Source organism: Pseudomonas sp. NY15435 (assembly GCF_048068295.1).
Taxonomy (GTDB): Bacteria; Pseudomonadota; Gammaproteobacteria; order Pseudomonadales; family Pseudomonadaceae; genus Pseudomonas.
In genome coordinates this window covers 36,084-56,763 of the sequence record NZ_JBLUQA010000010.1, presented here as the reverse complement: position 1 = coordinate 56,763, position 20,680 = coordinate 36,084, and the positions used below count along the sequence as shown (strand labels likewise).

Annotated in this window: 15 protein-coding genes; 9 read left to right on the top strand and 6 right to left on the bottom strand. The window is 65.9% G+C overall.

What is annotated here, in order from left to right; all coding sequences use genetic code 11:
* Nucleotides 1-80: 80 nt before the first annotated feature.
* The 3 genes from ACNFH5_RS22260 to ACNFH5_RS22250 all read right to left on the bottom strand — a co-directional run bounded on the left by ACNFH5_RS22260 (nt 81) and on the right by ACNFH5_RS22250 (nt 2,965).
* A complete protein-coding gene (locus ACNFH5_RS22260) occupies nt 81-1,004 on the bottom strand; it encodes an MBL fold metallo-hydrolase (RefSeq protein ID WP_416749734.1) in 924 nt (307 codons plus the stop codon).
* 84 nt (nt 1,005-1,088) lie between these two features.
* Nucleotides 1,089-2,291: an NAD(P)/FAD-dependent oxidoreductase gene (locus tag ACNFH5_RS22255; protein ID WP_416749733.1), complete on the bottom strand. Its 1,203-nt coding sequence runs from the start codon at nt 2,289-2,291 to the stop codon at nt 1,089-1,091.
* Between the two features lie 284 nt (nt 2,292-2,575).
* Nucleotides 2,576-2,965 carry a response regulator transcription factor gene (locus ACNFH5_RS22250; RefSeq protein ID WP_416749731.1) on the bottom strand — a complete coding sequence of 130 codons (390 nt, stop codon included), beginning with the start codon at nt 2,963-2,965 and terminating at the stop codon, nt 2,576-2,578.
* A 326-nt stretch (nt 2,966-3,291) separates the two neighbouring features.
* Between ACNFH5_RS22250 and ACNFH5_RS22245 the strand changes: the two genes are divergently transcribed.
* On the top strand, nt 3,292-4,227 hold the full coding sequence (locus tag ACNFH5_RS22245; RefSeq protein WP_416749729.1) for a LysR family transcriptional regulator: 936 nt from the start codon (nt 3,292-3,294) through the stop codon (nt 4,225-4,227).
* Nucleotides 4,228-4,242: 15 nt separating this feature from the next.
* On the opposite strand, the gene ACNFH5_RS22240 is transcribed toward ACNFH5_RS22245, so the two are convergent.
* Nucleotides 4,243-5,256: a GlxA family transcriptional regulator gene (locus ACNFH5_RS22240; protein WP_416749727.1), complete on the bottom strand. Its 1,014-nt coding sequence runs from the start codon at nt 5,254-5,256 to the stop codon at nt 4,243-4,245.
* Nucleotides 5,257-5,538: 282 nt separating this feature from the next.
* Between ACNFH5_RS22240 and ACNFH5_RS22235 the strand changes: the two genes are divergently transcribed.
* The 4 genes from ACNFH5_RS22235 to ACNFH5_RS22220 all read left to right on the top strand — a co-directional run bounded on the left by ACNFH5_RS22235 (nt 5,539) and on the right by ACNFH5_RS22220 (nt 13,005).
* Nucleotides 5,539-6,201, top strand: coding sequence for a response regulator transcription factor (locus ACNFH5_RS22235; RefSeq protein WP_416749725.1), 663 nt, complete (start codon nt 5,539-5,541; stop codon nt 6,199-6,201).
* Between the two features lie 68 nt (nt 6,202-6,269).
* Nucleotides 6,270-11,765, top strand: a complete 5,496-nt coding sequence (locus tag ACNFH5_RS22230) for an AAA family ATPase (protein WP_416749723.1) — start codon at nt 6,270-6,272, stop codon at nt 11,763-11,765.
* Between the two features lie 68 nt (nt 11,766-11,833).
* Nucleotides 11,834-12,256, top strand: a complete 423-nt coding sequence (locus ACNFH5_RS22225) for a MerR family transcriptional regulator (RefSeq protein WP_416749721.1) — start codon at nt 11,834-11,836, stop codon at nt 12,254-12,256.
* Nucleotides 12,256-13,005, top strand: coding sequence for an SDR family NAD(P)-dependent oxidoreductase (locus ACNFH5_RS22220; RefSeq protein WP_416749719.1), 750 nt, complete (start codon nt 12,256-12,258; stop codon nt 13,003-13,005). The genes ACNFH5_RS22225 and ACNFH5_RS22220 overlap by 1 nt, the downstream gene beginning before the upstream one ends.
* 51 nt (nt 13,006-13,056) lie before the next feature.
* Here the strand turns inward: ACNFH5_RS22220 and ACNFH5_RS22215 are convergent, their stop codons facing one another.
* Complete coding sequence (locus ACNFH5_RS22215) at nt 13,057-14,034, bottom strand: alpha/beta fold hydrolase (RefSeq protein WP_416749716.1); 978 nt, start codon at nt 14,032-14,034, stop codon at nt 13,057-13,059.
* A 673-nt stretch (nt 14,035-14,707) separates the two neighbouring features.
* Between ACNFH5_RS22215 and ACNFH5_RS22210 the strand changes: the two genes are divergently transcribed.
* The 3 genes from ACNFH5_RS22210 to ACNFH5_RS22200 all read left to right on the top strand — a co-directional run bounded on the left by ACNFH5_RS22210 (nt 14,708) and on the right by ACNFH5_RS22200 (nt 18,296).
* Nucleotides 14,708-16,093 (top strand): APC family permease, encoded by a 1,386-nt coding sequence (locus ACNFH5_RS22210; RefSeq protein WP_416749714.1) that lies wholly within the window; start codon nt 14,708-14,710, stop codon nt 16,091-16,093.
* Between the two features lie 101 nt (nt 16,094-16,194).
* Complete coding sequence (locus tag ACNFH5_RS22205; protein WP_416749712.1) at nt 16,195-17,097, top strand: LysR family transcriptional regulator; 903 nt, start codon at nt 16,195-16,197, stop codon at nt 17,095-17,097.
* A 98-nt stretch (nt 17,098-17,195) separates the two neighbouring features.
* Nucleotides 17,196-18,296: a M14 family metallopeptidase gene (locus ACNFH5_RS22200; RefSeq protein WP_416749710.1), complete on the top strand. Its 1,101-nt coding sequence runs from the start codon at nt 17,196-17,198 to the stop codon at nt 18,294-18,296.
* Between the two features lie 7 nt (nt 18,297-18,303).
* Here ACNFH5_RS22200 and ACNFH5_RS22195 read toward each other — a convergent pair whose 3' ends face one another.
* Nucleotides 18,304-19,212: a LysR substrate-binding domain-containing protein gene (locus ACNFH5_RS22195; protein WP_416749708.1), complete on the bottom strand. Its 909-nt coding sequence runs from the start codon at nt 19,210-19,212 to the stop codon at nt 18,304-18,306.
* Between the two features lie 158 nt (nt 19,213-19,370).
* On the opposite strand from ACNFH5_RS22195, the gene ACNFH5_RS22190 reads away from it, so the two are divergent.
* A complete protein-coding gene (locus tag ACNFH5_RS22190) occupies nt 19,371-20,669 on the top strand; it encodes an NAD(P)/FAD-dependent oxidoreductase (protein ID WP_416749706.1) in 1,299 nt (432 codons plus the stop codon).
* Nucleotides 20,670-20,680 lie beyond the last annotated feature (11 nt).

The window sequence follows — 20,680 nt, the reverse complement described above, 5'->3', positions numbered from 1 at the left end:
AAATCGGACTGGCGCGCAGGGGCTGATTGCGCAATCAAACCGCCCGGTGCGAGCCGGGCGGGGTTGCCTGGCGCTGGCTGTCAGTAATCCCAGAATCCGGCGATCCAGCGGAATGCATCACCATCGATGGCTACGCGGCCAACCGAAGGGAAGGGCAGGTGGGTGGCGACGAACAGCTCGCCGCTGGCCGCCGCTTCGCGCAGCAGGCGCACCCGCACGTGAACCGACTCCTCCGGATCATGCTCGAAGCCGTTGTGCCATTCCGGATGGTCGAAGGCCACCGGGAACAGCGCGTCGCCGGCAAAGGTCAGGCGCTCGCCGGCGGAATCGACGTAGACGATGCAATGACCGGGAGTGTGGCCGCCGGTGAGCTTCGCCACCACGCCCGGCGCCACCTGGTGTTCGTCCTCGAAGATGCGCAGCCGGCTTTCGTAATGCGCCATGAATTCGTTGGCAGTGCGCCGCAGGACGTCCGGCACAGGCTGCGGCATTTCGGTCAGGCTGAAGTCCGGGATCTTCCAGAAATCGACTTCGGTGGCCGTGACGTGGATGCGCACCTCAGGGCTCAGGCCGTTCTTCACGGTGTCGGTCAGCAGCCCGCCGATGTGGTCCATGTGCATATGGGTGATTACGATATCGGTGATCGATGACAGCTCGATGCCGGCATCCTTCAGGCGCTTGGGGAACTGCCCGGCGCGGGGGAAGCCGGGGAACTGGTTGCCCAGGCCGGCGTCGACCAGGATGGTCTGCTCGCCGCTGCGCACCACCAGTACGTTCAGCGCCCAGTCGAACATGTCCGGGCCCAGGTACATCTCCTTGAACCAGGCTGCGCGCTCTTCCGGGGTGGCGTTGGTCGACATGGTTTCGGTCGGCAGCGGCAGCACGCCGTCGCTGACCACCAGCACGTCGATCTCGCCCACGCGCAGGGCATAGCGCGAAGGCACCAGCTCCTGGGCTGGGGTGGCGGCATCGGGCTGGGCGAAGGTATTCAGGTGCATGGTCATGGTCGTTCTCCTGTTGCTTGTAGGTCGAGTCCATCAGGCGAATGGCGCTCCCTCGGGGGCGAGGGAGTGCGGGCAGAGCAACGATCAGGCCACCGGGATCAGCGGGTCGGCGGCCGCCAGGGCAGAGCGGCGGTCGGCGGCCGGCGGGTAGATCCACACGGTGTTGATCTGCGTCTTGAGTTCCTTGGCCTCGGCCTTGACCAGCTTCAGCTGGCGGTCCCAGCCTTCGGTGTACACGGCGCCCCAGGCGCCCAGGTCCAGGCAGGTGACGTACTTGGGCTGGCGGTACTGGGTTGGAGCGACGCCCAGCAGGTCGGCGGCGGCGTTGTTGCCGGCGTGACGTCCGAGGCTGATGGCGTGCTGGCAGGACATCGCGGCGAAGTTGCCGATGTCATCGGTGGCGGCGTAGGCGACGTCACCGGCGGCGAAGACGTTCTGCAGTCCGCGCACCTTGAGGTTGCCGTCCACGTGCAGGCGGCCCTGGCCGTCGCGCTGGGCAGTCAGCTGCTCGGTCAGCGCGCTGGCGCGGAAGCCCACGGTCCAGATCACCGTGTGGCTCTCGATGTGGCGGCCGTCGGCGAGGGTGACGCCGTTGGCGTCCACGGCGGAGACCGTGGCGCCGGTGATCCATTCGATCCCCAGGCTGTCGGAGGCCTCGATGATCGACGGGCGGATGCCGTCGCCCATCACCGCACCGATGCGCTCTCCACGATCGACGATGATCACACGTACGTCCTGGTCTTCACCCAGCACAGCACGCAAGCGCGCCGGCATTTCGGTGGCGGTCTCGATGCCGGTGAAACCGCCGCCAGCGATCACCACGGTGTTGCGTGCGCGGCTGGCCGGCTGATTGCGCAGTGACATCAGGTGGCTTTCCAGGTGCGCCGCCGATTCGATCTGGTCAACGTCGAAGGCATATTCCTTCAGGCCTGGCACCGGCGGGCGGGACAGCTGGCTGCCGCTGGCTAGTACCAGGCGGTCGTAGCTCAGCTCGCCGGCGCGGCCAGTTTCGTCGCGGTAGCCGACCTTGCGGGACTGCTCGTCGATGCTCTCGGCTGTACCCTTTACGAAGCGCACGCCCACGGCTTCGAACAGTTCGGTCAGTGGAGCGAACATGCTATGTACGTCGGGTTCGTAGAAGCGCGGGCGGATGCGCAGCTCGGCCTGCGGCGCCAGCAGGGTGATTTCCACATCGTTGCGGCTGTGCATGTCCAGCAGGCGGGCGGCGCTCAGTGCGCTCCACAGTCCACCGAAGCCCGCGCCAATAACCAGAAGTTGCTGTTTCATCATGTGCTCCTGACTCGAATGGATGATTTGCCTTGAAGTAACTGCTTCAAGTTCGGCGTGACGCTGACGGGGTTTAGCAAACTGTGGTTCGCGTTGTTCTGTCTGCAGTCGTCCGCTGTAAATCCATGCTAGGGAGGAGAACTTCCGGATGCACTTCTACATCGGTGTGCGGGAATTACGCATGTGTGGAAGGGAACTATACGAAGGTATCGAGTGAGGCCGCGTGCAGTGCTCTTTCGCGCGGGAATGCGTGGGCGCAGTAACTTGGCGGGGAATTCTGAAACTCAGGGTTTGGGCAGCAGGGCGGTCTCGATGCAGTCCAGCAACTGGTCGGCTTCGAACGGTTTGGGCAGGCAAGCGATGACGCCGGGCGTTTCGGTGCTGATGCGCGGCTTTTCTCCGGGGTAGGCGGTCATGAAGATCACTGGGAGTTCCAGGCCACGGCTGCGCAACGCTTGGTAGAGTTCGACGCCGCACATGCCTGGCATCTGGATATCGGAGATCAGGCAGCCGGCCAGTTCCGGGCCGTCGGAGTCGAGAAACTCGTGGGCACCGCCATAGGTGAGCGCCAGGTAGCCGGTAGCGCGCAGCAAGCCTTCCAGCGCGGTGCGCAGGGATTCGTCGTCGTCGACTACTGCAATGACAGCCTTATTGCGCATTTGCGTATTTTGCATCCTCTGGGGCGCTCCTGGCGGCGCCTGCCGTACTTGCAAGATACGCCGTCGAACAAGTCGGAGAAGTATACCTAGGTATAGTCGGGCAACACCTCGGTATGGATATTTCGGCTTGCAGTCTAGTCTCGATGATATTTATGTCGGCAAGTTTTCCGGAGCAATACCCAGGTATTAGTCCGCATAACCAATGGGTGGCGATAGTGCACCCATGTACAACTGACTCGAAGGTTACGCCTGAATAATCTGCAATCACATCGCAAGCCTGGAGAAGTGAGCGGGCCCAGCGAAAGGCTGTTCGGATGCAACTTCACCAGGCGGGCGAAACCATGAACAGAAATGACCTGCGACATGCTGACATCAACTTGCTGGTTGTCTTCGAAACCATGATGCGCGAGCGCAACGTGACCCGGGCGGGCGAACGCCTGTTCCTCTGCCAGACCACCGTCAGCAGTGCGCTGAACCGGTTGCGGACTATGTTCGACGACCCGCTGTTCATCCGTAGCGGGAGAGCGATGGAGCCCACCGCGCGGGCCGAGGAAATTCACGTGCGCCTGGGGCCGGCCCTGGAAGGCATTGCCCTGGCCTTGAGCTGCGCGCGGGAGTTCGACCCACGCACCAGCGAAGAGACTTTCCACGTCGGGCTCTGCGACGAAGTCGAGTACGCATTATTGCCCCGGCTGATGCAGCAACTGCGCGCCGAGGCGCCGAACATCACCCTGGTGGTGCGCCGGGTCGATGCCTGGCAACTGCCGCAACTGCTCGTCGCAGGGGACATCTCCCTGGGCATCGGTCAGGCGCAGGAGCTGCCGGCCAGCGCCCATTGCCGCAGCCTGCGCCCGGTGCAGCCGATGCTGCTGCGCGCGGACTCGGCGGCGGGGCCAGTGAGCCTCGATGAGTTCTGCCGACGGCCCCATGTGGCGGTATCCGCGCTGGGCAAGGTGACCGACGATGTCGACCGCGCGCTGGCCCGTCATGACCGGCAGCGCCGGGTAGTGCTGGCGGTGCCGCAGTTCAGCGCCTTGCCGGCACTGCTGGCCGGCAGCGACATGCTCGCCATCGTGCCCGACTATGTGGCGCAGGCGATGGCGCGGGTGGAAGGCCTACGCGCCGAATACGCACCGCTGCCGCTGTCGAGCCCGGACCTGTCCATGGCCTGGCGCGGCACGAGCCATGCCGACCCGCGCGAGCGCTGGCTGCGCGGCTGTTTCGCCCGTCACCTGGAGCTGCAGCCGGAGCGTTCGCTGGCGCTGGCCGTGGCCTGAGCACGGCTGAAATGCTCAGCGGGTGAAGCGGCTGCGGTAGTCGCGCGGCGAGATCGACAGGTGGCGCTGGAAGGTGCTGCGCAGCCGCTCCTCGTCGGCGAAACCGCAGGCGCGGGCGATCTGCTCGATGTTGCGCGAAGAGTTTTCCAGCAGGCGTTTCGCCGCTTCCAGGCGAAACAGTTCGATGGCTTTGGCCGGGGTGCGCCCGGTGCGTTCCTTGTACACGCGGGAGAAGTTGCGCAGGCTCATCTTCGCCTGCTCGGCCAGGCGTTCCACGGTGAGCTCCGCATCGCCCAGATTCTCCGCCAGCCACAGGTGCAGCTCGTCGAAGGCCGGGCTGTCCTGGGTCTGCAATTGCAGCAGGGTGCTGTACTGCGCCTGCCCGCCAGGGCGCTTGAGGTACACCACCAGTTCACGCGCGGCCTGCATGCTGACCTCGCGACCGCAGTCGGCTTCCACCAGCGCCAGTGCGAGATCGATGCCGGCGGTGACACCGGCCGAGGTCCAGACCGCGCCCTGCTGGATGAAGATCGCGTCGGCATCCACCTCCAAGGCTGGGAAGCGCTGCTGCAGGGTTTCACACATGGCCCAGTGAGTCGCGGCGCGACAGCCGTCGAGCAGTCCGGCCTTGGCCAGCAGGAAGGCGCCGCTGCACACCGATGCAACTCGGCGCACTCTGGGCGCCGCATCGTTCAGCCAGGCCGCCAGATCGCCGTGGCTGTCGAGGGTTTCGCAGATGTCCGGGGCGCCGGGGACAACGATGGTATCGATTTCGGCGAGGCCGAGTTCAGCCAGGGCGCTTGTATCCACCGACAGTCCTTCGACGGTGCTCACCAGCCCACCGCGCAGGCTTGCCGTCAGCAGTCGGTAGCCCGGCAGGCCGCGCTGTGCCAGGGCCTTGCTGGCGGCCCAGAACACAGTCTGGGCACCGCTCAGGTCGAGCAGACCCATCTGTGGGTAGGCGACGAAGGCGACGGTGATCGGTGTCGTCGCAGGGAGTGGGTAAGGAGGAGCAAAGGAGCTTGCCATCGGGGGTCTGCCTGTTCGGGTGGGCCGGGTGGAAGATAGACAGTGGCCGGCGCTTCAAGGGCCAAAGGTGTGGCCGATATTCAGGGTTTTCTGGCCTGGCGGCGTGTCGCTTCGCCAGGCTAGCCTTGCTCGCAGCAGCGGCGTGGCGCGCGCCATGGCCGAATCTGCAGGCACCTCTCCGGCCCCCATGACCATTGGGCTGGCATTTTGCCGCGGGCCCCATCATGGACTAGATTTTTTGACCTGCACACCGCGAGTGTCGCGGTCCCCAAAGGAGGCAAGATGATCTCGTCGTCGCATTCCAACCCGCCGCAAGGCCCGAAGGAGCCGGTGGTCTATGTGGTCGATGACGACGAGTCCATGCGCCTCGCTCTCGATGGCCTGCTGCGCTCCATCGGGCTGCAGGTGCAGACCTTCGATTCGACCCAGGCTTTTCTGTCCTTTGCCCGGCGTAACGTTCCCAGTTGCCTGGTTCTCGACGTGCGCCTGCGCGGCGAGAGCGGCCTGGCGTTCCAGGAACAGATGGAGAAAAGCGGAGTGCGCATGCCCATCGTGTTCATGACCGGTCACGGCGATATCGCCATGACGGTCAAGGCCATGAAGGCCGGAGCGGTGGATTTCCTGGCCAAGCCCTTCCGCGATCAGGACATGCTCGACGCGGTGGCCAGTGCCCTGGCCCGCGATGGTGAACGGCTGCAGGCCGAACAGTCCGGCGCGGTGTTGCGTCAGGCCTTCGAGGCGCTGACATTGCGTGAACGCGAGGTGCTGCGCTTTGTTGTGGCCGGGTTGATGAACAAGCAGATCGCTGCCGAACTCAACCTCAGCGAAGTGACCGTGAAGGTTCACCGAGGCCAGGTGATGAAGAAGCTGGCAGCGCGTTCGGTCGCCGACCTTGTGCGTATGGCCGAGGCCCTGGGCGTCGAGCCATTGCAGCGGACGACCTGAACCGATTGCAAGACAGTCGCTGACCGCCACTCGGGGGCAGCAGAAACCCCTGAGAGGTTGCCGAGCCGATGGCCAGCAAACAGAAGATCCTGTGGGACGACGGCGAGCGGGTGTTCTGCCGCGCCCGCCCATCCAGTGATGGTGGCGCCAGCGTGTTGCTGGTGCGGCCTGCCGCCGAACATCCCTTGCCTGCCACGCTGGAACGGCTGGCCCACGAGTACAGTCTGCGTGACGAACTGCACAGCGCCTGGGCGTTGCGCCCACAGGCGCTGCATCGTGAAGGCGGCAAGACCCGCCTGCTGCTCGATGATCCCGGCGGCGAACCGCTTTCACGCTTGCTGCGCCAGGCCCTGGACACTGGAACCTGTCTGCGCCTGGCCGTGGACATCGCCGTGGCCCTGCGTCACCTGCACCAGCGTGGCCTTGTGCACAAGGACCTCAAACCCAACCACATCCAGGTAAACTGCACCGATGGCCAGGCACGCCTGACCGGCTTCGGCCTGGCCTCGCGGTTACCTCGCGAGCGCCAGGCGCCCGAACCGCCGGAGACCATTGCCGGCACGCTGGCCTACATGGCGCCGGAACAGACCGGGCGGATGAACCGCTCCATCGACTCGCGCAGCGACCTCTATGCCTTTGGCGTGGTGCTCTACCAGATGCTAACCGGCACGCTGCCGTTCATAGCCAGCGACCCGATGGAGTGGGTGCACTGCCACATCGCACGCAAGCCGCTGCCGCCCGGTGAACGGGTTGCCGGCGTGCCGCCGATGCTCTCGCAGATCGTCCTCAAGCTGCTCGCCAAGACCGCCGAGGAGCGTTACCAGAGTGCTGCCGGCGTCGAGCACGACCTGCGCCGCTGCCTGGACGACTGGCAACGGGAAGGACGCATTGAGCCCTTCAGCCTCGACGAGCAGGGCACGCCGGATCGCCTACTGGTCCCTGAGAAACTCTACGGCCGCGAACATGAGGTCGAGGTGCTGGTGGAGGCCTTCGCGCGCATCGTCGCCAGCAGCACGCCAGAGCTGGTGCTGGTATCGGGCTATTCCGGGATCGGCAAGTCGTCGGTGGTCAACGAGCTGCACAAGGTGCTGGTGCCGCCGCGCGGGTTGTTCGCTTCCGGCAAGTTCGACCAGTACAAGCGCGACATTCCTTACTCGACGTTGGTGCAGGCCTTCCAGGGGCTGGTGCGCACGCTGCTGGGCAAGAGCGGTGACGTGCTGGAGGGCTGGCGCAGTGCACTGCTGGAGGCATTGGAGCCCAACGCCCGGTTGATTACCGATCTGATTCCCGAGCTGCGGCTGATTATCGGCGAGCAGCCACCGGTGCCGGAGCTTGAGCCGCAGCAGGCTCAGCGTCGCTTCCTGCTGGTGTTCCGCCGCTTCATCGGGGTGTTCGCCCGCGCTGATCACCCGCTGGCGCTGTTCCTCGACGACCTGCAATGGCTCGATGCGGCGACCCTCGACCTGCTGGAAGATCTACTCACCCATTCGGAGCTGCGCCACCTGATGCTGGTGGGCGCCTACCGCGACAACGAGGTGGACGCCAGTCATCCGCTGACGCGCAAGCTGCAAGCCATCCGCCAGGCCGGCGTGCGCATCGACGAGATCCGCCTGACACCGTTGGCCCGCGCGCACATCGAACAGTTGATCGCCGAGGCCCTGCGTTGTCCGCCGCCAAGCATCGTGGCGCTGGCCCGGCTGGTGCAGGACAAGACCGCTGGCAACCCGTTCTTCGTCATCCAGTTCCTCCAGGCGCTGGCCGAGGAAGAGTTGCTGACCTACGACCATGAAGCCCGGCGCTGGCGCTGGGAGCCTGAGCGCATCCACGCCAAGGGCTTCACCGACAATGTCGTCGACCTCATGGTCGGCAAGCTTGCGCGACTGCCTCTGGAAACCCGCGAGGCCCTGCAGCAGTTGGCCTGCCTGGGCAACATGGCGCAGATCGATACCCTGGCGACTGTGCTCGACCTGCCGTCGTCCAAGGTCCACTCGATACTCTGGTCGGCGGTGCGCCAGGAACTGGTGGAGCGCGTGGAGGGCGCCTGCGCGTTTGCCCACGACCGCATTCACGAGGCAGCGTATTCACTGATCGCCGAAACCTCCCGTGCCGAGGCGCACCTGCGCATCGGTCGTCTGCTGGCCGAGCAGACGCCGGCGGAGCGGCGCGAAGAGGCCATCTTCGAAATCGTCGGCCAGCTCAATCGCGGCGCTGGGCTGATCGAAGCCCGCGCCGAGCGTGAACAACTGGCCGAGTACAACCTGCTGGCCGGGCAGCGCGCCAAGGCCTCCAGCGCCTACAGCTCGGCGCTGGCCTACCTGGGCGCAGGCGCGGAACTGCTCGATGCCGATTGCTGGGAACGCCGCCACGACCTGTGCTTCGCCCTGGAACTCAATCGCGCCGAGTGTGAATTCCTTACCGGCCAGCTGGCGCTGGCTGACGAGCGCCTGACCGCGCTGACGCCACGCGCCGCCACCACGGTGGAACAGGCGGCAGTGGCCTGCCTGCTGATGGACGTGTGCCTGTTGCAGGATCGCAGTGACAAGGCTGTCGCCGTGTGCCTGGCGTACCTGCAGGCAGTCGGCATCCACTGGTCAGCGCATCCGGACGATGATCAGGTGCGCGAGGAGTACCAGCAGATCTGGACACAACTGGGCGAGCGCAGCATCGAACAGCTCATCGACCTGCCACTGATGGAGGACGCTGCCTCTCTGGCGACACTGGATGCCCTCTGCAAGCTGTTCGCGCCGGCGCTGCAGAGTGACGCCAACCTGGCCAGCCTGACCATCTGCAAGGCCGTCAGCCTGAGCCTGGAGCGGGGCAACTGCGACGCCTCCTGCATGCTCTATGCGAATGTCGGACGCATCGCCGGCCGCCGCTTTGGCGATTACGAGGCCGGCTATCGCTTTGGTCGCCTGGGCTGCGAGCTAGTCGATCGGCGCGGCCTGAATCGCCATGAAGCGCGAACCTACCTGTGCTTCTCGATGTTCGTGGCACGCTGGATGCGGCCGGTACGCGAGTGCCGGGAACTGCTGCGCCGTGCTTTCGTCGCGGCCAACCGCGTCGGCGACCTCGCTTACGCCGCCTATGCCGGCAACGGTCACAACTCCGATGTGCTGTTTCTCGGCGAGCCACTGGCGCAGGTGCACGAAGAGGCCGAGCAGGGTTTGGCCTATGCGCAGAAGGTGCGCTTCGGCCTGGTGGTGGATTTCATCAGCACACAACTGGCGCTAATCCGTACGCTTCGCGGGCAGACCTCGACCTTCGGATGCTTCGACGATCCGCAGTTCGACGAGGCGCGTTTCGAAGCGCACCTGGAGAGCACACCCGACCTTGCGCTGGCAGCGGCCAAGTACTGGACGCGCAAGCTCCAGGCGCGCTACATGGCGGGGGACTACACCGCGGCCATGGACTGTGTGAGGCGGGCGAAGGCGCTGCTGTGGGTGGTGGAGTCCTTCACCGAGGAGGCCGAGTATCACTTCCACGCGGCGCTGACCCTGGCCGCCAGCTTCGATGTCATCGAGGCCGGCGAGCGGCCCGGCCTTTTGCACGAGCTGACCGGCCATCACGTGCAGTTGCAGGTGTGGGCGCAGCAGTGCGCTGAATCCTTCGCCTGCCGCGTTGCACTGGTGGGCGCGGAAATCGCCCGCATCGAAGGGCGGCTGGTTGACGCCGAGCTGCTCTACGAAGAGGCCATCCGCCAAGCGCAGGACAACGGCTTCGTGCAGATCGAGGCGCTGGCCAACGAGCTGGCGGGGCGTTTCTACGGCAGTCGCGCACTGGCCAAGATCGCCCGCGTCTACCTGCAGGACGCGCGCTACGGCTACCTGCGCTGGGGCGCCGACGGCAAGGTACGTCAACTTGAAGGACGCTATCGCTATCTGCGCAACGAGGAGCCCGCGCCTGGCCCGACCGCGACCATCGCCACCCCGGTGGAGCACCTGGACCTGGCCACGGTGCTCAAGGTGTCCCAGGCCGCCTCGGGGGAGATCGTCCTGGAGAAGCTGATCGACATGGTGATGCGCACCGCCATCGAGCAGGCCGGCGCCGAACGCGGCGTGCTGGTCCTCGCCGAAACGGGGGAGCCGCGCATCGCGGCGCTGGCGACTGTCGGCGATGGGGCGATGCTGTTGTGCAACGAGCCGATCAGCGCGGCCGCGCTGGCTGAAACGGTGCTCTACCAGGTGCTACGCACCGGCGAGAGTCTATGCCTGGAAGACGCCATGGTCGATCCGGGACTCACCACCGACCCCTATGTCCGCCAGCACGGCGCGCGTTCGATCCTCTGCATGCCACTGATGAACCAGGCCAAGCTCACCGGCGCGCTGTACCTGGAGAACAACCTCTCGGCCGGCGTGTTCAGCCCGGCGCGGATCGCCGTGCTGCGGTTGCTGGCCTCACAGGCGGCGATCTCCCTGGAGAACGCGCACCTGTACCGCGATGCGGCGGAGCGCGAGGCGAAGATTCGTCGGCTGGTGGACGCCAACATCATCGGCATTATCGTCTGGAGTGCAGGCGGCGAGATAGCCGAAGCCAATGACGCCTTCCTGCGCATGGTCGGCTACGAGCGCGACGACCTACTGTCCGGCCGCGTGCGCTGGCACGACATGACCCCGCCCGAATCCCTGGCACTGAGTCAGGCGCATCTTGCCACGGCTATTCGGACTGGGCATGCGCAGCCCTTCGAGAAGGAATACATCCGCAAGGATGGCAGCCGCGTGCCGGTGATCGTCGGCCTGGCCGCCTTCGAGGCCAGCCTGCAGGAGGGTGTGGCCTTCGTGCTCGATCTCACTGAGCGCAAGCGGGCCGAGGAGCGCGTGCGCGAGGGCGAGCGCCGCTATCGCGAGGTGCAGACGGAACTGGCCCACGCTAACCGCGTGGCGACCATGGGGCAACTGGCGGCGTCCATCGCCCACGAGGTGAACCAGCCGATTGCCGCTACCGTGACCAATGCCAATGCCGCCTTACGCTGGCTGGGTGCGCAGCCGCCGGAGCTTGGCGAAGTCAGCCAGGTGCTGGGGCGCATCATCAAGGACGCCAATCGAGCGGCCGAGGTGCTGGGGCGCATCCGTCAGCTGATCCGCAAGACCCCGCCGCAGAGGCAGCCCGTGGACGTCAGCGCGGCGCTGCGCGAGATGGTCGAGTTCACCCGCGGCGAGGCGGCCAAGTGCGGCGCCGTGGTGCGTGTCGAACTTGCCGACGGCCTGCCGGAAGTGGAGGGCGATCGGGTCGAGTTGCAGCAGGTGATGCTCAATCTGATCGTCAATGCGCTGGAAGCCATGGGCGGTGTTCCTGCCAGCGAGCGCCGCCTGCTGGTCAGCTCCGAGTACGACGAAGATGGTGTGCGGGTGAGGGTGTGCGACAGCGGGCCCGGCTTCGCCGAGAGCAATGCGGACCTGCTCTTCGCCCCGTTCTACACCACCAAGGCCACCGGTATGGGCATGGGCCTGTCGATCTGCCGCTCGATCATCGACAGCCATGGCGGTCGTCTCTGGGCCAGCGCCAACCAGCCCCGTGGTGCGGTGGTGCAGTTCACCCTGCCGGCGCATCCCGCGAAGGACGCCTGAAAAAGCCAAAGGGGGCTTGACCTTGACACTAGCGTCAAGCCCTCAGAGTTCTCCCATCGGAGGTCAACATGCAAATCGGAGAGCTGGCCTTGCGCGCCGGCGTCAGTACACGGGCGCTGCGCCATTACGAGTCGCGGCAGTTGATCGAGTCGTCGCGGCTGGACAATGGTTATCGCGACTATGCCTCGTCCATGGTCCAGCGCGTGCTCTGGGTTCGTGAGCTGCTCGAGTGCGGCTTCAGCACCCGGCAGATCCACGGCCTGCTGCAGTATCTGGAGGAAGAGGAAGATAGCGAGGGCTTCCTCGCCTGCCTGCAGCAGCACCTGGAAAAGCTGGTAGCGCTGGATGCACTCCAGGCGCAACTGGCCGTGCGCCGCGAGCGCCTGGCGGAGAAGATCGAGCGTTATCTGCCCCTGCACGAGAGCCTGGTGCGCGCCCCCGATCTGCGACCTCTTGAACGAGCTCATGCACAAGCCACGTTGGAGAGATGATGGGAAAGCTAAGCAACAAGGTCGCCCTGGTCACGGGCGGCAACAGCGGTATCGGTCTGGCTACCGCACAACGATTCGCCCTGGAAGGTGCCGAAGTGGTCATCACCGGGCGCCGCCGGGATGCGCTGGAGGAGGCGGTCGGCCTCATCGGTAAAAGCGCCGTTGGTATCCGCGCGGACGCCAGCCGGCTGGCGGATCTGGACGCGCTGTATCAGGAGGTGGGCGAGCGCTTCGGTCGCCTCGACGTGTTGGTCGCCAATGCCGGCATCATTCGCCCGGCTCCGGGGGATCAGGTTGACGAACAGCAGTTCGACGAGCAGTTCGACATCAACGTCAAGGGCGTCTTCTACACCATCCAGAAAGCGCTGCCGCTGCTGCGCGACGGCGGCTCCATCGTACTGGTGTCGTCCATCGCCCACCTGAAGGCACTGGAAGCTCATGTGGTCTATGCAGCGACCAAGGCGGCGGTGCGCTCTTTCGCCCGTAGCTGGGCGGCGGAACTCAAGGGCCGGAACATCCGTGTCAACTGCCTGAGCCCTGGCCCGGTGCTGACGCCGATCATCGGCAAGATGGGTGTTGACGAGGCGCAGTTCGATGCTTTCGAAAAGCAGCTGGCAGGGCTGATCCCGCTCGGCCGCCTTGGCCGTCCGGCGGAGCTGGCGAACGCGGCGCTGTTCCTCGCATCCGACGACAGCAGTTTCATCACCGGCGTCGACCTGTGTGTCGATGGCGGTTTGTCACAGCTCTGAACCGCAAAAGGCCCGATGCGATCGCGCCGGGCCTTTTGCGTTATGCCGCCGTCAGCTTTTGATGAAGGCCAGCAGGTCCGCGTTGATGGTGTCGGCGTGGGTGGTGCACATGCCGTGGGGCAGGCCGGGGTAGGTCTTCAGGGTGCCGTGCCTCAGCAGCTTGATCGAGAGCCGCGCGGAATCGTCGATGGGGACGATCTGGTCGTCCTCCCCGTGCAGCACCAGGGTCGGCACCGCGATCAGCTTCAGATCCTCCGTGAAGTCGGTTTCCGAGAAGGCTGCAATGCAGTCGTAATGAGCCTTGGCACCACCATTCATGCCCTGGCGCCACCAATTGTCGATCACCGCTTCGGAGACCTTCGCACCTGGTCGGTTGAAGCCGTAGAAGGGGCCTGCCGCCACGTCGCGGTAGAAGTTCGAACGGCTGGCGGCGAGTGCCTCGCGGAAGCCGTCGAAGACCTTCAGCGGCAGTCCGCCTGGGTTTTTCTCGGATTGCAGCATGATCGGCGGTACAGCGCCGATCAGCACTGCCTTGGCAACGCGGCCGGCACCATGGCGCGCGACGTAGCGTGCGACCTCGCCACCGCCAGTGGAGTGGCCGATGTGCACGGCATTCTTCAGGTCCAGGTGCGCAGCTAGTTCCGCCAGGTCGGCGGCATAGGTATCCATGTCATTGCCTTGCGCCGTCTGCGTGGAGCGGCCATGGCCACGGCGGTCATGGGCGATCACGCGGTACCCCTTGGCGAGGAAGAACAGCATCTGATTGTCCCAGTCGTCTCCCGAGAGCGGCCAGCCGTGGTGGAACACGATGGGCTGCCCGCTGCCCCAATCCTTGTAGAACAATTGGGTGCCGTCACGCAGTGTGAGGTATCCCGACCCTTGCTCCTTGCGGCGTGCGCCCGTGGCGGCCGGTGCCTGGGCAGCGCTCGCCGGGCTTGCCAGCATGGGGACGGCAACCGCCAGGGTCGCGGCGGCTACGCCCGCGCTCATCAGGGCGCGGCGGGTGGTTCCTTTGGTCTCGTCGGTCATGGTGAAAGCTCTCGTCAGGGTACCGCTCGCGCGGCGAATGGGACCGGCCCGTTCCGGACTCGAAGCGACTGTGCGGTCGTTACGAAGGCGGATCGCCGGTAGGCAAACCCTATTCGCTGGCCGGAGGCTCCCACCATCGTCCATGGGTATCGCGCCACCATACTTAGGTTTTGCGGGATTGCACCGGAGTGTGCCGGCGTCAGTACAAGCCCCTGATTCGAAGCGCAGCGAGGCGGCGCGCAAGCAGGTGGCCAGCAGGGATGGAAAAATTCCTGCGCGACACTGGGCGGGTCGACGGGGCCGCAGCGGACGGCCATTTTTTTCATTGGCCTCGAAGATATTTTTACTAATTTTCCTCGGCGACGAGCTGAAGCACCATGCGGCCCCATTCGAACAACAACGTCCTTCGAGGCGGCCAGCAGGAGTGCCCAGTGCAAGCGTTCAACGAGTGGCGGCAGTGTTTTGCAGCACAGACTTTCATCGATGAGACCTTGAACTGCGGCCAGCGGGCCAGCGCCTTGTCCGACCTCAGCTGAATCCTCCGGCAGCGGCTGCCCGAAGCTTCGCCCCGGCTGAAATCTCCGGGCATCCGACCGCTGCGCAGGAAGCCTTGACCGGCATCACGCCGTTCCTGTCCAACGAGCGCCCGCCGCTCGCAGTCCATGAGTCAGCCATGAAAAAAACAACAAGCGTCTCCGATACTTCCTTGCCTGCCCATCAACACCCCAACCCCTCGGCGTCGTCACGCAGTTTCCGCAAGTCGCTGGGCATTCCGGCGCTGGTGCTGTTCGGCCTGGCCTACATGGTGCCGCTGGCGGTGTTCACCACCTACGGCCTGGTCACCCGGATGAGCAAGGGCCACCTGCCGACGGCCTACCTGTTCACCCTGGCGGCCATGCTGCTGACCGCCTACAGCTACGGACGCATGGTGCAGGCGCACCCGTACTCGGGGTCGGTCTACAGCTACACGCGCAAGACCTTCGGCGCGGCATTCGGCTTCATGGCGGGCTGGACACTGCTGCTGGACTATATCTTCCTGCCGCTGCTGAGCTACCTGCTGATCGGCATCTACATGACCGATTACTTCCCCTCCGTCCCGCTGTCGGTGTGGATTCTCGGCTCCATCGCCCTGGTGACCCTGCTCAACCTCGTCGGCATCGAATCGATCACCCGCGTCAACTGGGTACTGATCGTCGCGCAGATGGTGTTCGTGGTGGTGTTCATTGTGCTCTCGCTGAGCCACCTGGGTGCCCAGGCCGAGCCGGTGGCGCTGGCCCAGCCCTTCTATGACGAGCACTTCAGCCTGCCGCTGGTGATGTCGGGCGCGGCTGTGCTGTGCTTGTCCTTCCTCGGTTTCGACGCCGTGTCGACCATGGCCGAGGAGACCCCGGAACCGCGCCGGCAGATTCCCGCGGCGATCATGCTGGTGACCCTGATCGGCGGCGTGCTGTTCATCGTCATGGCCTACTTCGGCCAACTGGTATTTCCCGAATGGCAGGCGCTCACCGATGCCGACTCCGCGTCGCTGGACGTGCTGCGCCGGATCGGTGGCGAGTGGCTGGTGACCTTCTTTACCGCCACCTACGTAGCCGGCTGCTTCGCTTCGGCGATGGTGTCCCAGGCCAGTGTCTCCCGCGTGCTGTTCGCCATGGGCCGGGACGGCGCGTTGCCCCGCGTATTCGGCAAGCTGGTGACGAAGAAGCGCGTGCCGGCCACGGCGATCATGCTGATCAGCCTGCTCTCGCTGATCGCGCTGTTCGTCACCCTGGATACCGTGGCCAACATGATCAGCTTCGGCGCGCTGTTCGCCTTCTCGGCGGTGAACCTGGCGGTGATCAAGCACTACCTGATCGACGAGCGCCTCACCGGCAGGGGCAACTACCTGCGCTATGGTGCGCTGCCGGCGGTGGGCTTCCTCAGCACTATCTGGCTCTGGTCGAGCCTGTCGGGGATGTCCTTCATGATCGGCTTTGGCTGGATGTGCCTGGGCTTCGTCTGCCTGGCCAGTGCCACGCGGATGTTCCAGCAGCAACTGCCGGACCTGAACATGGCGGAGTGACCGCCAACCCTTGGCGAAGCCGGGCCTGGCCCCGGCTTCTTTCAAGCCGGCTCGATACTGGTTAAGGTGGCGCGCATTCGACGAGTCGGTTGGATTTCGCCATGAAACTGCATCAACTGCGCGCCCTGCGCACCATCGCCGAGAGCGGCAGCCTCCAGGAGGCGTCGCGGCTGTTCGACGTCACCCAGCCCTCGCTGTCCAAGGCGGTGAAGGAGCTGGAAGGTGAGCTCGGCGTACCGCTGCTGGTGCGCTCCAACCGTGGAGTGACGGTCACCCCGTACGGTGAGCGACTGGTAAGCATGGCCCGGCTGGTCACCGAGGAAGTGCGCCGCGCGCGCGACGAGATCGACACGCTCAAGGGCGAAACGGCTGGCCGTGTGGCCATTGGCGTGTCGCCGGTGACGCCCAACCGTGCCTTCGCCACGTGCTTCAAACGTTACCGCGAGCTGTACCCGAACGTGCAGTTGCAGATATTCGAGTTGCGTTCGGTGCAGCTGTTCGAAGGGCTGAAGGAGGGACGGCTGGACCTGGTGCTGACCACCCAGCCGATGGCGGAAGGCGCCGACGGGCAGGTCTGGCGCGAGCTGGCGCCGCAGCCTTCGGCACTGGCGGTGCGCAAGGGCCATCCGCTGGCGGACGCGAAGTCGCTGCACGAATTGCTGGACCTGGAGTGGTTGCTGTCCGACCCGCTGGAGGTCGCCCTGGCCGGGCAGTTCTTCCGTGAACGCCAGGTGGCGCCGCCCAGACACATCACCGAGTGCTCCTCGTCGCTGCTCTACCTGGAGCTGGCGGCCAACACCGATGCGGTGAGTTTCTGGTCGCAGCGCATGCTCAAGCTGCCGATGGTGGCCCAGGCGCTGGTGCCGTTGCAGATCGCCGAGGCGACGCCGGTGGCGAGTATTTCCCTGGTCACCCGGGCGCAGGAACTGATGACCCGCGAAGCGCTTCTGCTGGCCGAGGAAATGCTGGCGGCATTCAGCGCGGAGCACGCGCCGCTGGCATAACCAGCCTCAATGCTCATGTGCAGAGATCATTACTCCGCGCTTTCGCGCTGATGCATCCTGCCGGCCGCCATCTGCCTCAGGAAACGGCCGGAGTCTCCATGAATGCATCGTCGTATTTCTCCCAGAGTTACGCCCAGGCGCGCAGCAAGTTCCTCGATGCCTGTGCGGCCGCCGGTCTGCCGGTGGAGTCCCACATCCACCCACTGCGCGGGCGCGACGGTGAGACGCTGGCGGTGGACGTCGCCCGTGAAGGTCCGATGGATGCGCAGCGCCTGCTGATCATCAGCAGCGGTTGCCACGGCGTCGAAGGCTTCTGCGGCTCGGGTGTGCAGAGCGCGCTGCTTGCCGACACCGCATGGCGCGAGCACGCTCGCCGCAACCATTGCGCAGTGCTCTACCTGCATGCCGCCAACCCTTTTGGCTTCTCCTGGTGGCGCCGCTGGACCCAGGAGAATGTCGACCTCAATCGCAACTTCCGCGACTTCGCCCAGACGGCACCGGAGAACCCCGGCTATGCGCGCCTCGACCCGGTGCTCGCGCCGCGACGCTGGCCCAGCCCACTGGGGCGTCTGCGCCTGCTCGGCTATGCGCTGCGCCACGGTCGCTGGGAGTTGCAGAAGGCGATCTCGTCGGGCCAGGCCAGTCATCCCGACGGCCTGTTCTTTTCCGGCTCGCAGCCGACCTGGAGCAACCGTACCGTGCGCGAGGTCTTGCGCGAGCATGGCCGACACTGCCGCGAGATGGCCTGGATCGACGTGCACACTGGCCTCGGTCCGAGCGGCTACGGCGAGTACATCTACTCGGGCGACCCGCGCCCCGAAGCGCTGGCCCGCGCCCGCGCCTGGTGGGGTGACGACGTGCGTTCGACGGAGGAGGGCAACAGCGTTTCGGTGAAGCTCAGCGGCAAGCTGGTCCATGCCGCGTTCGAGGAATGCCCGCAGGCCCTGCTGATTTCCATGAGCCTGGAGTTCGGCACCGTGCCCGGCCCGCAGGTACTCGAAGCGCTGCGCGCGGACCAGTGGCTGCATCGCACACCCGATGCGCCGGCGGCCAAGGTGCGGCGGATCAAGCAGCAGCTGCGCGATGCCTTCTACATCGATACGGACGAATGGAAGAATGCGGTGCTGACTCGCTCGCGGGACACGGTCTGGCGGGCGGTGGAAGGGTTGTGCAGCGAGATTCCGGCGCCGCTGCGTTAACCGGGAATCAGCCTTCCAACGGGTTGCGCTGCTCCTCGAACCAGTCGAGCACCGGCTGGCAGGCCGGATGCGCGGCACCGCTGTCGCGCAGCCACAGCGCGTAGCGGCCGCCGGTCTTCAGCGCTTCGCCGAAGGGAACGATGAGGTCGCCACGCTGCAGGGCGTCGTGGGCCAGCATGCGGTCGGTCATGGCCACTCCCAGGCCTCGGGTGGCGGCGTCCAGCGCCAGGTCGTCGAGGTTGAACAGCATGTGCTTGAACTGCGTGGGCGGTGGCGCGTCCTGCGCGCGCAGCCACTGCGGCCACTCCAGGCCGCCGCTGGAGGCGTGGATCAGCGGATGGCGGGCCAGTTCCTCCAGAGAGCGGGGCGGCTGCTGGCCGTCGTCCAGGCGCGGTGCGCAGACCGGAATCAGGTATTCGTCATACAGCGGCGTCAGTGCGCGGCCCTGCGGATCGCTGCCACTGGGCAGGTAGAGCACGTAGGCATCGCAGTCGCCGCCGTCGTCCACCACTTCGCCGCCCACCGTCTCGATGGACAGGCACAGCTCCGGGTGACGGCTGTAGAAGGAGCTCAGGCGCGGCAGCAGCCAGCGCACCGCCAGCGAGACGAAGATGCGGATGCGGAAGGGCCGTTCCGCCGAGGCCGGGGCGAGGCGCTCCTCCAGGCGCAGCAACTGCTGGAGCATGCCCTCGGCCACCGCGTAGACCTCGCGGCCGGCGTCGGTCAGCGCCACTTTGCGGCTGGTTCGGTCGAACAGCGGCACGCGGTAGTACTCCTCCAGTTGCTGGACCTGCCGGCTGATGGCGCTCTGGGTCAGGTGCAGCTGTTGCGCGGCCGCCGTGAAGCTGCCGGCCTCGGCAACCTGCACCAGCGCCTGCAGTGCTTGCAGGGAGGGAACGCGCAGCAGTTTGTCCATGAGTCGCCCATCCGCAATCTATGCGTTTTGAGAATACGAGGATGAAAAATCAGCGTTGGTGCGGCCAGCGCAACTGCCCGTAGATTCTGGTCATGACGCGCCATCGGGGAAATCGCTTGGATACGCCCGGCGCATGGATTGTGAAGGAGTGCCGGGCAATGAACAATCACTGCGGCTGGATCGCCCTGGCGGGCGAGTTGCCCGCGCGGCCGACGCTGAGCGGAACCCAGCGGGCGGACTGGCTGATCATCGGTGGCGGTATTACCGGGCTGTCCGCCGCCCACACACTGGCCGCGCGTTTTCCGCAGCAGCGCGTGGTGCTGCTTGAGCGCCAGCGTATCGCCCAGGGCGCCTCGGCGCGCAATTCCGGCTTCGTCGTCGCCCACGAGTTGCCGGCGGCCAGCGAACGCCTGGGCCAACCCGGCCATGCTGCCTACCAGGTGGCTTCGCGCATCGGCATCGCGGCAGCGCAGGAAGTCCGCCAGCGCATTGCGGACCTGAACATCGACTGCGAGCTGTTCAACGACGGCTATCACTTCGCCGCCCACCGCCCCGAGCACCTTGGCGACATCGACTCCATCCTCGCCACGCTGGCCTCGGTCGGCGCCAGCGCGCGCTACTACGAGGGCGCAGCACTCGAGCAACGGCTCGGCAGTGCCTTCTACGCACGGGCCATTCATTGCGCGGGCGGCAACGCGCTGCTGCAGCCGGCGCGCTATGTGAAAGGGCTTGCCGACAGCCTGCCGGCGTCGGTGGAAGTCTTCGAGCAGAGCGGTGTCACCGACCTGCGCCGCAGTGGCCAGGGCTGGGTAGCGCGCACTGCGCAGGGCGAAGTCCATGCGTCGCAGGTGCTGGTCTGCCTGGGCGCCTTCATCGCCCGCGCCGGCCTGCGCGACAGCGGGGCTTTCCCACTGGAGCTGAGTGCAAGCATTACCCGCCCACTGGATGAGCCGCGCTGGCAGTCGCTGTTCGGCGAGCGCCAGTGGGGCGTGCTCGCGCCGCTACCGGGCGGCGGCACCGTGCGCCTGCTGCCGGGGCGCCGCCTGCTGATCCGCAACACGGTCGAATACCGCCATCGCGACCTAGACAGCAACGCGCTGGGCGAGCGACGTCGCCGTCATCTCGGCGGCTTGCAGAAGCGCTTCCCTGGCATTGTCGAGGCCGATATTGCCTACACCTGGACCGGCCACCTGAGCGGCACCCGCTCCGGTGAGCCGTATTTCGCCCGCGTCGACCAGGGCCTGCATGCCGTGGCCGGCTGCAATGGCTCAGGCGTGGCGCGCGGCACCTTGTGGGGCCGCCTGCTGGTGGAGATGGCGGCGGGCGACAGCTCGCCTGTGCTGGCCGATGTGCTGGCGCAGGCCACTCCCGGCTACCTGCCGCCAAGCCCGTTCTTCGATATCGGCGCCTCGCTGCGCATGGCCTGGGAAGTTCGCCGCGCGCGCGCCGAGGCCTGATCCATCGCTTT